Annotated in this window: 15 protein-coding genes and 1 pseudogene; 5 read left to right on the top strand and 11 right to left on the bottom strand. The window is 67.7% G+C overall.

Annotation, left to right across the window (positions count from 1 at the left end; all coding sequences use genetic code 11):
- Positions 1-115, top strand: a pseudogene (locus NDI79_RS18760) (IS630 family transposase); the annotation flags it as partial.
- Positions 116-121: 6 nt separating this feature from the next.
- Here NDI79_RS18760 and NDI79_RS18765 read toward each other — a convergent pair.
- Positions 122-922: a hypothetical protein gene (locus tag NDI79_RS18765; protein WP_310930226.1), complete on the bottom strand. Its 801-nt coding sequence runs from the start codon at positions 920-922 to the stop codon at positions 122-124.
- Positions 923-1,010: 88 nt separating this feature from the next.
- Positions 1,011-1,883 (bottom strand): deoxyribonuclease IV, encoded by an 873-nt coding sequence (locus NDI79_RS18770; RefSeq protein WP_310930227.1) that lies wholly within the window; start codon positions 1,881-1,883, stop codon positions 1,011-1,013.
- A gap of 119 nt (positions 1,884-2,002) precedes the next feature.
- Between NDI79_RS18770 and NDI79_RS18775 the strand changes: the two genes are divergently transcribed.
- Positions 2,003-2,533 carry a redoxin domain-containing protein gene (locus NDI79_RS18775; RefSeq protein ID WP_310930228.1) on the top strand — a complete coding sequence of 177 codons (531 nt, stop codon included), beginning with the start codon at positions 2,003-2,005 and terminating at the stop codon, positions 2,531-2,533.
- Positions 2,534-2,535: 2 nt separating this feature from the next.
- Here the strand turns inward: NDI79_RS18775 and NDI79_RS18780 are convergent, their stop codons facing one another.
- A complete protein-coding gene (locus tag NDI79_RS18780; protein ID WP_310930229.1) occupies positions 2,536-3,408 on the bottom strand; it encodes a lipoate--protein ligase family protein in 873 nt (290 codons plus the stop codon).
- A 63-nt stretch (positions 3,409-3,471) separates the two neighbouring features.
- On the bottom strand, positions 3,472-3,831 hold the full coding sequence (locus NDI79_RS18785; protein ID WP_310930230.1) for a hypothetical protein: 360 nt from the start codon (positions 3,829-3,831) through the stop codon (positions 3,472-3,474).
- A 190-nt stretch (positions 3,832-4,021) separates the two neighbouring features.
- Here NDI79_RS18785 and NDI79_RS18790 point away from each other — a divergent pair, with 190 nt between their 5' ends.
- Positions 4,022-4,507: a DUF4112 domain-containing protein gene (locus tag NDI79_RS18790; protein WP_310930231.1), complete on the top strand. Its 486-nt coding sequence runs from the start codon at positions 4,022-4,024 to the stop codon at positions 4,505-4,507.
- Positions 4,508-4,520: 13 nt separating this feature from the next.
- Here the strand turns inward: NDI79_RS18790 and NDI79_RS18795 are convergent, their stop codons facing one another.
- Together NDI79_RS18795 and NDI79_RS18800 are read right to left on the bottom strand one after the other, a co-directional pair.
- Positions 4,521-5,903, bottom strand: a complete 1,383-nt coding sequence (locus NDI79_RS18795) for a hypothetical protein (protein WP_310930232.1) — start codon at positions 5,901-5,903, stop codon at positions 4,521-4,523.
- On the bottom strand, positions 5,900-6,628 hold the full coding sequence (locus tag NDI79_RS18800) for a hypothetical protein (RefSeq protein ID WP_310930233.1): 729 nt from the start codon (positions 6,626-6,628) through the stop codon (positions 5,900-5,902). The genes NDI79_RS18795 and NDI79_RS18800 overlap by 4 nt, the downstream gene beginning before the upstream one ends.
- Before the next feature lie 232 nt (positions 6,629-6,860).
- On the opposite strand from NDI79_RS18800, the gene NDI79_RS18805 reads away from it, so the two are divergent.
- Positions 6,861-7,772 carry a serine/threonine-protein kinase RIO2 gene (locus NDI79_RS18805; protein ID WP_310930234.1) on the top strand — a complete coding sequence of 304 codons (912 nt, stop codon included), beginning with the start codon at positions 6,861-6,863 and terminating at the stop codon, positions 7,770-7,772.
- A gap of 295 nt (positions 7,773-8,067) precedes the next feature.
- The gene (locus NDI79_RS18810) at positions 8,068-9,435 is read left to right on the top strand and encodes a RimK family alpha-L-glutamate ligase (protein ID WP_310930235.1); all 1,368 of its coding nucleotides are present in this window, start codon (positions 8,068-8,070) and stop codon (positions 9,433-9,435) included.
- A gap of 208 nt (positions 9,436-9,643) precedes the next feature.
- Here NDI79_RS18810 and NDI79_RS18815 read toward each other — a convergent pair whose 3' ends face one another.
- The 5 genes from NDI79_RS18815 to NDI79_RS18835 form a co-directional block, all read right to left on the bottom strand.
- A complete protein-coding gene (locus tag NDI79_RS18815; protein WP_310930236.1) occupies positions 9,644-10,318 on the bottom strand; it encodes an ABC transporter permease in 675 nt (224 codons plus the stop codon).
- Positions 10,315-11,307, bottom strand: coding sequence for an ABC transporter ATP-binding protein (locus NDI79_RS18820; RefSeq protein ID WP_310930237.1), 993 nt, complete (start codon positions 11,305-11,307; stop codon positions 10,315-10,317). The genes NDI79_RS18815 and NDI79_RS18820 overlap by 4 nt, the downstream gene beginning before the upstream one ends.
- Entirely contained in the window at positions 11,304-12,017 is a 714-nt protein-coding gene (locus tag NDI79_RS18825; protein WP_310930238.1) for an ABC transporter permease, read from the bottom strand. The genes NDI79_RS18820 and NDI79_RS18825 overlap by 4 nt, the downstream gene beginning before the upstream one ends.
- Before the next feature lies 1 nt (position 12,018).
- Complete coding sequence (locus NDI79_RS18830; RefSeq protein ID WP_310930239.1) at positions 12,019-12,957, bottom strand: glycine betaine ABC transporter substrate-binding protein; 939 nt, start codon at positions 12,955-12,957, stop codon at positions 12,019-12,021.
- Between the two features lie 214 nt (positions 12,958-13,171).
- Complete coding sequence (locus NDI79_RS18835; RefSeq protein ID WP_310930240.1) at positions 13,172-14,188, bottom strand: zinc-dependent alcohol dehydrogenase family protein; 1,017 nt, start codon at positions 14,186-14,188, stop codon at positions 13,172-13,174.
- Between the last annotated feature and the right edge of the window lie 37 nt (positions 14,189-14,225).

Below are 14,225 nucleotides of genomic sequence, written 5' to 3' on the forward strand. Positions count from 1 at the left end.
ACAGCTGCAAAAGGCACTGAGCAACCGATTCTTTGACTCACTCGACGAGCTAACAACAGCGATCGACACCGCTCTCGACAAACTCTCCGTCCCTAAAGTGAGCAATTACTTCTAGTGTCTACTATAGTTCCTCGGCCTGCGCGCCGCGGACGCTCTCGGAGGACGACTCTAAGTGAGTGTTGACGACGGTCACCGCGGCGCCCCGAACCGTCGCGTCCACGACGCCGTACCCGCGGTCGACGCGGAACGTCCGGTCGTCGCCGACGGGTACCGTCAGGGCCTCCTCGAACGTCGCGGACGACGTCCCCGTCACCTCGACGTCGGCGCCGGCCCGGACGAGGACGGCGTCGCGGTCGGTGAGGCGCACGTCGAGTTCCTTGCCGTCGACGAGTCCGGGGAACTCCGCGTCGGCGTTCGTCGTCACCCCCGCCACCTCGTACGGTTCGCCCGCGGCGTCGAGGGCGGTGGTGAGGTCCGCGAGGAAGTCGAAGGCGACCGTCTCGGCGTCGGGGTCGCCGGCGCCGCCGTCGCCCGCGTCGTCGGTCCGGACGAGTGCGGCCTCCTGCACGCCGACCACGTCGGGTCGCGTCCGGACGAGTTCGCCCGCTATCGCGGTCATTCGCTCGGTCGGTGCGCTCCGCTCGATGTCGGCGTACAGGTCGCCGACGGTGCGCGCGAGGCCCTGCACGGACTCGACGAGAAAGAGGGCGAACAGGTTCGCGCCGAGGCCGAGGTTGCGCGTGGCGACGGTGAGTTCGGTCGCCCCCGCCGCGTCGGCCGCGGCGGCCACGGTGTCGTCGTCCGCGCGGGCGGCGGCGGGGCGGGCGACGGTCGGAGCGGCGAGTCCGAGTCCGACGGCGGCACCGGCGCCGGCGCGGAGGGCGGAGCGACGAGAGAGGGCGGTCCGGTCGCGGTGGGTCATCGTCGCCGGGTAGCGGCCTCCCGGATATCAATCTTCCTACCTGACAGGGAGGTGAGAGAGAAGAGAGGCGACGGTCGGACCGATTGCGTTACTCGCCCTCGCGGAGTTCCTTCACGCGCGCGATGTTCCACGCGAACCCCTTGCCGTCCTCGGTGGGCGTCTCGAGGACGAGGGGGACGTCCGCGAGGTCCGGGTGGTTGACGAACGCGGACATCCCCTCCTCGCCGATGAGACCCTCGCCGATGAGGGCGTGTTCGTCCTTGTTCGTCCCGCACTCGTGCTTGGAGTCGTTCAGGTGGACGCACGCGAGGTGTTCGAGACCGACCACGTCGTCGAGTTCCGCGACGGTGTCGTACACCCCCTCCTCGGTCGAGAGGTCGTACCCCGCGGCGAACGCGTGGGCGGTGTCGAGACACATATCGAGGTCCTGTTCGGACTCCTCGATGACGTAGGCGAGGTGCTCGAACTCGTCGCCCATCTTCGTTCCGCTTCCGGCGTCGGACTCGACGAGGACGGTGACGCCGTCGGGGATGGCGAGGTCGTCCAGCACCGAGACGGCGTTGTCGAGTCCCTGCTCCTCGCCCGCCCCGGTGTGTGCGCCGAGGTGGACGTTCACGTAGGGGATGTCGAGTTTCTCCGCCATGTCCACCTCCGTCTGCATCGATTCGAGCGACTTCCGCCGGAGGTCCTCCTTCGGCGTGCAGAGGTTCACGAGGTACGACGAGTGGATGACCCACGGACCGTCGAGTTTCTCCGCCGTCTCTTTTCGGAAGAGTTCCGCCTCCTCGTCGCTTATCTCGGGGTCGCGCCACACCTGCGGCGAGGTGGTGAATATCTGCCCGCAGTTGCCGCCGAAGGCGACCTGCCGGTGAACCGCGTTGGCGACGTTGCCGTGCGGCGGCGTCTCCTCGTCCGAGGAGACTTTCGAACTGGCCATCGAGACGTGTGCTCCGACGCGCATGGCAGACCGCAGGAGGCAGGGGCGTATAGTGACTTCGGACGACGGTCGTCGTCCGGAGGCAGTCCGGGTTACCATTCGTTCAAGAAAGTCTATGTAATTGGAGCGTGTGTCTACGGTATATGTCCGAGGTGGGACTCGCAGTGGGGGAGACGGTGCCGGACGTGCGCGAGCGAATCGTCCGGTCGAACGGGGAGACGGCGGACGTCGCGCTGTCGGAACTCACGGCCGAACGACCGGTGTTGTTGAACTTCTACACGATGGATTTCAGCCCCGACTGCGTCTCCGAGTGGTGCGAGTTCCGCGACTTCGATTGGTTCGCCACGGGCGATACCGTACAGGTCGTCGGCGCGAGCAAGTCCGGCGAGCGACTCCACCGCAAGTTCATCAGCCAGTTCAGCCTCGGATTCCCGCTGTTCGCGGACACGCGCCTCGCACTCGCCGACGCGTTCGACGTGCGCTACCGGGCGTTCGGCGTCTCCCACCGCGCGCACCGCTCCTGTTTCCTCGTCGACGGGGAGATGCGCGTCCGCTACAAGTGGGTCGGCGAGCACTGGTTGGACCCGACGCGCGACACGCCGCCGGTCGGCGAGATTCACGACGCCGTCGTCCGTGAACTGGACGCCGACGACGTCGAGACGTTCGGGTTCTAGTTTTAGCTTCGGGACGCCCGCTCCCGCGGGTCGCGCCGGACCCACTCGTCGTCGGCGTACTTCTCCTCCGCGCGCTCGCGCGCGCGAGCGAGTTCGTCGTCGGTCCACCCGCCCTCGTCGGCGTCGGCCCATGATTCGAGGGCAGACTCGACGGCCGAGACGGCCTCGGCGCTGGAGGCGTCGGAGAACTCGTCGACGCCGCCCACCCTGTCCGCGAACGCGTCGGGGGTCACGTCGTGGCCGTCGAAGACGGCGAGATGCTCGGCCGCCCGGACCGAGTAAGTCAGCGACCCGTGCTGGACGACCGAGTCGTTCCGGCGGTACTGGGCGTTGCCGCTCACCTTCTTGCCGCCGGCGACGACGTCGTGTGCGGGGTGGAGTTCGCGCAGGTAGCACGCGGGGTGCCATATCTCCGGCACCGACTCGTCGACGAAGTCGGCGTCGACGCCGAGGCGGGCGAAGGCGTCGAGAACGGGCGCGCAGAGCAGGTGGTAGCTCTCCATCAGGTCGCCCGGCAGTTCCGCCTTCGGCGCGACGATGGAGTAGGAGATGTCCCCCTCGGAATCGTGGTAGATGCCGCCGCCGCCGGTCTGCCGGCGGGTGACGGTGACGCCCTCGCGTTCGCAGTGCGCCCAGTCGACCGTCTCCGGGTCTTGATGGTAGCCCAGAGAGAGCGTGCTCGGTTGCCACCGATAGACGCGGACGGTCCGCGGGCCGCCCGCGGCGGCCGTCTCGGCGGCTATCTCGTCCAGCGCCATCTGCATCGGGCCGTCCCGCGCCTCCTCGCGGACGAGTCGCCACTCGCGGTCGGCCAACGGACCGCGCGCCTCGTCCGGCCCGAGTTCGGCGTCAGAGTCGGAGTCGGGGTCGCTCATGTCGCGGGCTACGCGGGAGTCCGGGAAAGCGGTTTCGTCGCCCGCGGCCGCGCGCGCGCCGACTCAGGAGAGCAGGCGGGAGACGAGGAGGAAGAGGCGCCGAAGGTTCGTTCCGAGCGTCTTCTGGTTCTCGCTGTAGAGGACGATGTCGTCCGACTCGCCGAGGTGAATCTCGACGGACCGACCCCGGTCTTTCAGGTCCGCGAGTTTGACCGCCCGGACGCTGTCGAGGGGGACCACCACGTAGCGGAAGTCCTCGTCGGCGATGTCGGCGTTGCAGTGTTTCCCGTAGACGTGGAGGCTGTTCGTCGTCAGTCCGACCTCGTAGCCGATGTACTGCATCCCGCCGACGTCCGCCCCCGCTCGTTCCCCCTTTACCTTCGCCCGAAGCTTCTCGTCGGGTATCTCGATTCCGTCCACCATCATCTGGAGATATTCTCGAACAGTGATAAGCGTAGCTCCGTCGCCGCGGTTCGGGCGGGAGTCGGTGCGTCGACCTCTCGCCGTCCGCCGACGGCTGTCCAGGCGTCCGGACAGTCCGTCCGAACGGAGGGAAACGGTTGCGAGACGGTCCGCCACCGTCTTTTTGAGTGTTCGCTCCCTACGCGTGCGTATGGAACGAGACGACTTCGCAGACGAGTTCGACGGCTACGACGGAGAGATTCCCGAGGGAGTAGACGAGGCGGCCGTCGAGCGGATGCGAACCGTCGCGCACGCCTTCGACGACCTGATAGACGTTCCCGGGACCAACAGCAGTATCGGTCTCGACCCGATACTCGGCGTCGTCCCCGTCGTCGGTGACCTCGCCAGCGCGGCGTTCTCGCTGTACATCGTCGCGGAGTCGGCGCGCCTCGGCGTCTCGTACAAGACGCTCGTCGCCATGCTCGCCAACGTCGCCATCGACACCGCCGGCGGCGCAGTTCCGTACGTCGGCACGCTGTTCGACGCGGTGTGGAAGGCGAACCAGTGGAACTTCGAGATGGCGATGTCGGACCTGCAGGACCAGTTCGACTTCGACGACGACTTCGGCGGCGGCGGACCCGGCGACTTCCCCGAGGACGACGACGGCGACGGCCCCGTCGTCATCGACGTGGAGTAGAGACCTTCCGAGGTCAGCGGTTCGGGCGGAGCACTTCGGCCACCTCGGCCGTCGTCTCCGGCGTCGCCAGCGCCGTCGCCTCGACGACCACGTACCCGCTCAGCCCGTCCGCTAACCACGTGACGGACACTTCTTCTTGCCCCTCGTATCTGTGTAGTCGGTCCGCGACGTACTCGAACCCCACCGTCCCGAGGGCGCTTCGGACGAGAAGCGGGTTCGTCTCGGAGTCGAGAGCGTTGCCGACCGCCTCGACCGCCGCCTCGCGAATCGCGCGGACGTCCGCGGCGCTCTCGACGGTCACGTACGCTCCGTTCTCGACGCGTTCGCGGAGCGATTCGAACGCCCGGACGCGAGTTAGCGTACGGAGCGCGGAGACGACGACGCGCGCTCGCTGACCCGTTTTCCGCTCGTCGTCGATGTCGTCGGCGTACTCGATGCTTCGCCGGAGGTCCGCGGCCGCGTGAGCGACGGGCTTCAGGTCGGCGTCCCCCTCGACGTACGCGGAGGCCTCCGACCCCGGACCGGGGGCCGAGAGCGCGCCGCGCCGGTCCGCGAGCATCGACGACAGTTGCTCCCCCGCGGCGGTCAGTTCGTCCCGAACCGAGCGCGGACTCCTCAGCGACGACTCGAAACGCCCGAAGAGGTACGCCGCCTGTTCCACCGCCGCGCGCGCCGCTTCGAGGTCGGCCGCGAACTCGCCGACGCCGAGTGCGCTCTCGCGGGGGTGGCGCGTCCGGCCGGGTGCCCGGTTCAGCCGCCGCCCAGCGTCCGCGACCAGTTCCTCCAGTTTCGCGTGAACCAACGCGGCCCGGACGGGGTCCTCACCAACGTACCGCCACCGCTCGCGAAACGACTCGTACGCCCGTCGGACGGTCGGAACCGACGACTCGACGGCGGCGACGGTGAGCCCCGAATCGACCGCCGCCCACGCGGCCTTGACCTCCCGGACCGAGCGGCGGGCGTACCTGAGCGGTTCGAGCGCGTCGGCCGGCGACCCCGCCTCCGACACCCGCCCGAGCGCCTCGGTCGCCCGGTCGTACAGCCTTCCGAACTCCTCTCTTACCATCCCGTTCGGAACCGCCTCGGCGTCGAACGGTGCGGGGACCGACGAGAGCGCCTCCCGAAGCGCGCCGACCCGCCGGTCGACGTAGGCGGCCTCCACGTCCACCGGGAGCGGTTCGGTCACCGTCGGCGTCTCCCCCGAGAGCGCCGCTTCGAGCGCCGAGCCGTCTATCGTCGGCGGTTCGTCAGCCCCGAGCGGATTCAGGTCGTCCAGACCGGTACACCCGGCGAGACCCGCGAGCGCCGCGCTCCCCGCGAGAGCGAGGAGGCCGCGGCGCGAGCGACTCGGTCCGTTCCGCGCGTCGTCGTTCTTCGGTCGGCCCCCGTCGCTCATCGGTCGACCTCCGTCGTCTGGTTCGCCGTTCGATTCAGCGTCTCTGTGGTCCCCGCCGACCCCCCGTCGTCGGCCGTCGCCGGACCGAAGTTCGGCGGCTCGGTCGTCCGCTCCTCTTCCGGCGGCCGTCGGAGACGACATCCCCTGCTGCTCCACCCGGAACCGTAGCTGTTGACGGTGTCGGGATCGAGCGCCTCGGGGATGCGAATCAACGTCGAGACGCCGTCCCTCGCGTCGGCCTCGCAGGCGACGTCGGCGTCGCGGTAGGTGCTTCCGTAGTCGGTGTGGATGCTCGAACCGGTCCACGAGACCCCGCACAGCGACAGCGTGCGACACTCCGAGACCGATTCGGTCTCGACGTACACCGTCTCGCTCTCGAAGTCGGTCGCGGCGACGAACTCCCGGGCCGCGTCGGCGCCGTCGACGTCCGCGAACCGGAGGCGGTCGGCCGTCGTCTCGCTGGCGACGAACCCGCGCGTCTCGCGCATCCGGTCCGGCACCGTTCCTCGTTCCGTCGTCGTCTCCTCGTCGGGGTCGACGAACCACGCCGGCGGTTCGTTGCCGGCGTTCCTGAGTACGTAGTGGTCGGGGACGGGGCCGGGGTCGGAGCGGTTCGACCTCTCGACCGCCGTCGAGGATCCGTACGACTCGCCGTTGCACCCGGCGAGGCCGGAAAGGAGAGTCGCGGCCGCACCGAGGAGAAATCGTCTGCGCGTGGAGGGCATCGTATCATCAACGTTCAGTGACATTCGTAAATGCTTGGTGGTGCGGCGGCGACGCGTGCGGCCGATACGCCGCCACAGAACGGCGATTCGATGGGAGAGGGCAACTCGCGGCGACGCCCGCGTCGTGGCGTGAGCATAGCCGAAATGACCGAGCGCCGGAATTCGATATAGCGTTATTCAATTTACTGCCTCGACTCGCGGCCCTTTTAGGCGTCGCGGGCGTCGGTCGGGTATGGTGCGGAACGTCGCGGGCGTGATGGCGGAACTCGAAGCCGAGGACTTCTACCTCCTGTCGGGCGTCGAACAGGGGATGCGCTTCGGCGAGTGGGTGAACCGCGGCAAACTCCCCGAACTCTCGGGTCTGACGGCCGAGAACGTGGAGTACCGACTGAACCGCTGTATGCGCCGCGACCTGGTCGAACGCAAGACCATCCAGTACGAGGGGTACAAACTCGCCGTCGAGGGCTACGACGCCCTCGCACTCCGCACGTTCTCGAAGCGGGATACGATTCAGGGGGTCGGCGCCCCCCTCGGCGTCGGCAAGGAGAGCGACGTGTTCGAGGTGCAGTCGTACAAACCGTTGGCGCTGAAGTTCCACCGTGAGGGGTACACGAACTTCCGCGAGGTGATGCGCGAACGCGAGTACACCTCCGAGAACCAGCACGTCTCGTGGCTCTACACCGCCCGGAAGGCGGCCGAACGGGAGTACGAGGTGCTCGAAGACCTCTACCCCGACGTCGCGGTGCCGCGGCCAATCGACCAGAACCGCCACGCTATCGTGATGGACAAACTCGCCGGCGTCGAACTCGACCGGGCGAAACTGGAGTCCGAGCAGGTGGTCGGCGTCTTCGACCTCGTGGTCCGGGAAGTCGCCGGCGCCTACGAGGCGGGGTACGTCCACGCCGACATGAGCGAGTACAACGTCGCCGTCGGCGAGGAGGGGGTGACGGTCTTCGACTGGCCGCAGGCGGTCGCCACCGAACACGACAACGCGCGCGAACTGCTCGAACGCGACGTGAAGAACCTCCTCGACTACTTCCGCCGCAAGTACCCCGCCGCGATGCCCGAGGAGGTGGACTCCTCGTCGCTGTGCGACGCGGTTGCCGCCGACGAGTTCGAGACACTCCGCGCGTTTGCGGTGTGAGTCCCGTTATCGTTCGTTAGGTCGCCGTGCGCTTCTGAATCGACCGTTCTCGAATCTCTTACCGCTGGGTTCGGCACTTCTACCTGCTCGTCCGGGACACACCGATAAACCAGATTCCGCGATACGAAATCCGGACGAGACCGGGTTCCCACGACTCGCGACGGTTCTGCGGGTCGCCGGTGAGTAGAGGGAATCAACGTCTGGTTTTCGCTAATCCAGAGGAGTACAGAGAGTGTCTGATATGTGGAACGATAGCACGAGTCATATCCGTCCGTGCCTTACCTCCGTGTGATGTATGACTCGAACCGATCAACGTTCCAGTCAACCGAGAAGTGAGTCTCCCGTTCGTGTCGGCGTCTTGAGCCTCCACAACAGCAAGGAGACGAAGGCGATCCTGAATGCAGTGGAGGCGCTCGGTCACGAACCGGAGTGGCTGCGAGCGGAGAATACGGTCGTCCGCATCCGCGAGAGGGACGCCGAACTCAGCCCCGACGTCGACGTGATCGCCAATCGACTGCTCCTGTCGAATACGGACCAACCGGCCGAAGAACTGGGATTGGCCCGAACGCTGGAGGGTATTCGCCCGATGCTAAACACACCGGATGCGACGGCACGGGCCGCGCACAAGACCGCCGCAGCGATCGCGCTGGTCAACGAGGGGCTCCCCGTCCCGAAGACCGCTCTCGCGCTCAGCAACGACCAACTCAAACACGTCCGCGAGGAGTTCGGGAGCGAGGCGGTGTACAAGACCGCGATCGGGACGCACGGGGGCGGAGCGTGGAAGGTGTTGACGACCGACCCGCTCACGGCCCGCGTCGGGAAACGCCGCGCGTTCCTCCAGGAGTTGATCGGATGCGACGGAGAGACGCCGCGGGACCTCCGCGTGTACGTCGTCGGTGATCGGGTGATCGGGGCGATGCACCGACACGCCGCCGAGGGAGATTGGCGGACGAACGTCGCCCGCGGCGGCAGCGTCGAAGACGTAACGGATTCCACACCGAAAGCGGTGCTCGACCTCGCTCGCCGCGCGGCGGCGACGCTCGGACTCGACTACGCCGGTGTCGACCTCATCGAGGGCGACGGCGAGTGGTACATCTTGGAGGTGAACCCGACGGCCGGGTTCAGGGGTCTCTATCAGGCGACGGGGCGGAGTCCGGCCCCGTACATCGCCCAGCAGGCCATCGAGTACGCGGGCGGGTCGGTCGATGCGGACCGAGTTGAGGGGCTCGCATCGACCCTCGACGACTCGGTCCCCCGCTGCAAACCGGCTCCGAAGCCGGTCGGGTCGGAGGAGGCGATTACGATCGGATTCACCGAGCAGGTCGTCGTCAGCGGGACCAGCGGAACGAAGACCGTGGTCGCAAAGTCCGATTCCGGCGCCGCCAGAACGAGTATCGACCTGCGACTCGCCGCGGACATCGGAGCGGGGCCGATTCACACCGTCTCACGGGTGCGGTCGGGGAGTTCCAAGCAGTCCAAGACGCGACCGGTCGTCGACCTCGTCATCGGAATCGGCGGTGAACAGTACACCGTCGCCGCGAATATCGAGGACCGAACCCACATGACGCACTCCCTTCTGCTCGGGCGAGACGTGCTGAAGAACTACCACCTCGACGTCGGTCGTCGGGTCGAAAGTCACGCGGAGATCGCCAGCGAAGAGTGAGCGACGGCTCCATCCAGACACCAATCGGGCGCAACTCGACGAGAGGGCGACCGAGACCGGACGCGTCGCAGCGGAGCGCGAAATAAAACCGAACCCGTCGCTCGATTGGTTCGCCTAGTGCTCGTCCTCGTACTCGTTGACGGGAGACCGCATCGAGTTTTTCGCGTCCGAAAAGAGCGCGTCGGTCCGTCGGCCGCGATTCGACCGGTTAGCTCGCCGCGGCCTGACCGCTGCTCGTCCCGGTTCCGAGCCGTCGCTCCGCCAGCGCGAGCAGACCGTCGAGCGTGACGGCGAGCAGCGCGCCGCTGACGGCCCCGGCGAGGAGTTGGGGCGTGTTGAACAGCTGAATCCCGCCGATGACCCACACGCCGAGGCCCCCGCCGCCGATGAAGAACGCGAGGTAGGCGGTGCCGACGTTGAGCACCGTGCTGGTGCGGATACCGGCGAAGATGACGGGCAGCGCGAGCGGCAGTCGAATCTTCCGCAGCACCGTCCACTCCGACATCCCCATCCCGCGCGCCGCCTCGACGGTACCGTCGTCGACGTCCTCGAGGCCGACGATGGTGTTCGTCAGTACGGGCAACAGCGCGTAGACGAACAGGCCCACGAGGGCGGGGAGGAAACCCAGCCCCAAGAGGGGGAACATGAGCGCGATGATGGCGAGGGTCGGAATCGTCTGGGCGACGTTACCGACGGTCTCGACGACGCCTTTCGCCCGGTCGTTCCGCGTCGCGAGTATCCCGAGCGGAATCGCGACGGCCACCGCCAGCGCCTCGGAGACGAACACCAACAGGAGGTGCTCGCGGAACAGTTCGAGAAAGCGGTCGGAGTTCGCGAGGAGGTACGCCCACGTCTCCGCGAGCAGTCCGAGGAGTCCCGTCATGCGCCCTCCGACCGTCGGATGGCCGACTCGGTGATGACGCCGACCACCTCCGCGTCCTCGACGACCGGTAGCGCCTCCACGCCGGCCTGGATGCACCGCGAGAGCGCGACCTGCGCGCTGTCGGTGGGGGACACCGGAACGATTTCGCCCCCGTCGGCCATCACGGCGTCGTCACCGCGGAAGGCGTCGACGATGTCGGCGTGTTCGTCGGGCACCTCGGGTTGCATGACCTCCTCGACGCGGAGCACGCGGAGCCGTTTCAGCGTCCGGTCGGGGCCGACGAACTCCTCGACGAACTTCGTCTTCGGTTCGTTCAGCAGCGCCGTCGGCGTGTCGTACTGGACGAGTTGGCCCTCTCGCAGGATGGCGATTCGGTCGCCCATCTTCAGCGCCTCGTTGATGTCGTGCGTGACGAAGATGATGGTCGTCTCTATCTCCCGCTGGATGTCGATGAACTCGTCCTGCAGTTCCTCACGGGTGATGGGGTCGAGCGCGCCGAACGGTTCGTCCATCAGCATCACGTCGGGGCCGGCCGCGAGCGCCCGGGCGACGCCGACGCGCTGACGCTGGCCGCCGGAGAGGTCCGAGGGGTGTCGGTCCCGGTACTCCGCGGGCGGGAGCCCCATCAGGTCGAGCAGTTCGTCCACTCGCTCGTCGGTTCGCTCCTCGTCCCATCCCTTCAGTTCGGGCACGGTGGCGACGTTCTCGCCGACGGTCATGTGGTCGAACAGCCCGATGTCCTGGATGACGTAGCCGATCTGCCGGCGGAGCTCGGTCGCTTCGAGCTCGCTCACGTCCGTGCCGTCGTAGTAGACGGTGCCGTCGGTCGGCTCCTCAAGCCGGTTGACGAGCTTCATCGTCGTCGTCTTCCCGCAGCCGGAGGGGCCGACGAGAACGGTCGTCGTTCCCGCTTCGACCTCGAAGTCGAGGCCTCGCACCGCGTGCGTTCCGTCGCTGTACTTCTTGTGGACGTCGTCGAATCTGATCATGAGAGTCGTGCGTGAACCGCAGCGAGCGTTCGAGTCAGGGCCGCCCGGTCGACCTCCTCGCCGTTGCGGAGCCTGAGCCACTGTTCGAGCACCCCGAAGGCGTAGTCGAACGCGAGCGCCAGCGCCGAGAGGACGACCGTGGTGACGACTATCATCGCCGTGTCGCCGGCGCTGATACCGTAGAAGATGAAGTCGCCGAGGCCGCCGGCGCCGATGAACGCGCCGATGGCGGCGAGGCCGACGAGGATGACGACCGCGTTCCTGATTCCGGCCATCACCACGGGCAGCGCGACCGGGAGTCGAACGCGCCGGAGGCGTTCGAGCCGGCTCATCCCGAGTCCCGTCCCGGCCTCGATGGCGGCGTCGTCGGCCCGGGTGAGCCCGATGTAGGTGTTCCGGATGACCGGTAACTGGGCGTAGGCGACCAGCGCGGCGATGGTCGGCGGGTTGCCGATGCCGAGCACGGGGACGAGGACGCCGAAGAAGGCGATGGCCGGAATCGTCATCAACACCCCCGCGACCCAGAGGACGACCGTCGCGGCGCGTTCGTGGTAGCTGATGACCACGCCGAGCGAGACGGCGACGGGGAGCGCGATGGCCAGCGTCCAGAGGGTGATGGCGACGTGTTCGTACGACAGTCGCGCGAGGCGACCGGCGTTCTCCGCGGCGAACGAGAGGAGTTCGCCGAGGAACGAGGCGGCGGGAATCACGTCAGATCAACCCCTCCGACCGGAGGTACTCGCGCGCGACGTTCTGCGGGTCCCGACCCTGCAGCGAGACGAGTCCGTTGAGCCGGAGGATGGTCTCGGTGTCGAGCGTCGGCCCGATGGCGTTCAGCGGTTCGCGCATCTCCGGCATCGCCTCCAGCGCCTCGCCGTTCACCAGGGGCGCGGGGTTGTAGATGGGGAAGAACCGCTCGTCGTCTTCGAGCGTCGTCAGCCCGTACTGCCGGATCTTCGGGTTGGTGCTGAACCCCATTCCGACCTCGGCGCCCCCCTCGCCGACGATCTGATAGGTGAGCGAGGAGCCGACGTTGCGGACGTTCAGGTTCCCGCGCATCTGGTCGAAGCCGTAGTGCTTCGCCAGCCCCGGCCAGCCGTCCGCTCGCTGCTGGAACTCGGGCCCCATCACGACCGTGAAGTCGGTGTTGCCCTCGGCGACGTAGCTCGCGAAGTCGCTCATCGTCTGCACGCCCGTCCGCTCGGCCCACGCGGGGTCCGCGATGAGGACGTACGTGTTGTTGAACGGCGCACGGTTCAGGTACTCGAGGTCGTACACGCGCTCGAACTCCCGCTTCACCGCCTGATACAGCTCTTCGGCGTCGGGGATGACCCGGTCGTGTTTCGGCGGGATGGTCGCCCACGCGCCGCCCGAGTACAGCCAGTACAGCGTCACCTCGCCGTTCTTCACGGCGCGGAAGTTCATGGTGACGCCCCCGAGTCCCGTCTCGTCGAGGACGCTGAGGTCGGTGTTCTCGCGCAGCGATTCGAGCGCCATGTACCCGAGGATGATGTCCTCGGTGAAGCGCATCGAACTCACCTGCACCGTGTTCGTCGACTCGATACCGAGCACGCTCGTGCAGCCGGCGGTCGCGGCTATCCCGGCGGCTGCACCACCGCGCTTCAGAAAGGCGCGTCGTGTCCTGGTCACTGTCGTATCTCCGTCCGGAGTCCGAGGTTTCCGCGCGTCCGCGTCGGCCGAATCGATGGCACCGACGGCGCAGTCGTTCGCACCGCCTTAAAGATGCACTCCAATAATCAAGTTCTCTGCTGAAAAAAACTATGGCTGTTAGTACAACGTCCGCGTACTCAGACCCGCACTGCCCCGGCAGTGCGGCCGGTGAGAATCCGGCCTCGCGGACCGCTCACTCGACCGCGACGACGACTTTCCCCTGATGCTCGCCGCGGTCGACGTACCGGTAGGCCTCGCGGGCGTCCTCGAAGTCGAAGACGCGGTCGACGACCGGTTCCATCCCGGTCGTCTCCACGGCGTCGAGCATCCGGTCGAACATCGCGCGACTCCCGACGCCCATCACGCCCTCGACGTTCAGCGACTTCGCGAGGACCGGTCCGGGGTCGACTTCGCCCGCCTGTCCCGCGAGGACGCCGATGAGGTGGACGTGTCCGTTCGCGCCCGCCGCGGTCAGGGAGCGTTCGAGCGTCCCCGGGCCGCCGACTTCGACGACGTGGTCGACGCCGCCGGTGCGCGCCCGAATCGCCTCGCCCCAGTCGGGCGTCGACTCGTAGTTGAGCGTCTCCGCCGCGCCGAGGGCTTCGGCGCGTTCGAGTTTCTCGTCGCTGGAGGAGGTGACCACGGGTCGCGCGCCGTGCATGGCCGCGAACTGAAGCGCGAACGTCGAGACGCCGCCGGTTCCGAGCGCCAGCACCGTCTCGCCGGCGTGCAGTCCGCCGTCCTCGACGAGGGCGCGCCAGGCGGTCAGCCCCGCGCAGGAGAACGATGCCCCCTGCTTGTAGGAGAGGCTATCGGGGAGGCGGGGGACGGCGTCGGCCGGGAAGGCGGCGTACTCGGCCAGCACGCCGGGGAAGTTGCCGCCGGTGGTCCGCGCCGTCTTCTCGGGCGTCCCCGGCCCGTCCACCCAGTCGGGCGCGAACGGCGTCGCCACGCGGTCGCCCTCGGCCAGTCGGTCCACGTCGTCGCCGGTTTCGACCACGTCGCCCGCGCCGTCCGAGAGCGGAATCACGGGGAGGTCCGAGCCGGGGTAGGCGAGTTCGTCGCTCGCGATGGCCAGGTCCCGGTAGTTGAGCGAACAGGCGCGGACGCGTACCAGCACCTCGTCGTCGTCGGGCGTCGGTCGGTCCCGGTCCACCAGTTCGACACCGTCGTAGTCGGCGTCCTCTGCGGTGACTTCGTAGGCTCGCATCACGCGGAAGGAGGGTCGGGAACCACTTTTACCCCGG

It is taken from the genome of Halogeometricum sp. S3BR5-2, assembly GCF_031624635.1.
In the GTDB taxonomy this organism is placed as follows: Archaea; Halobacteriota; Halobacteria; order Halobacteriales; family Haloferacaceae; genus Halogeometricum; species Halogeometricum luteum.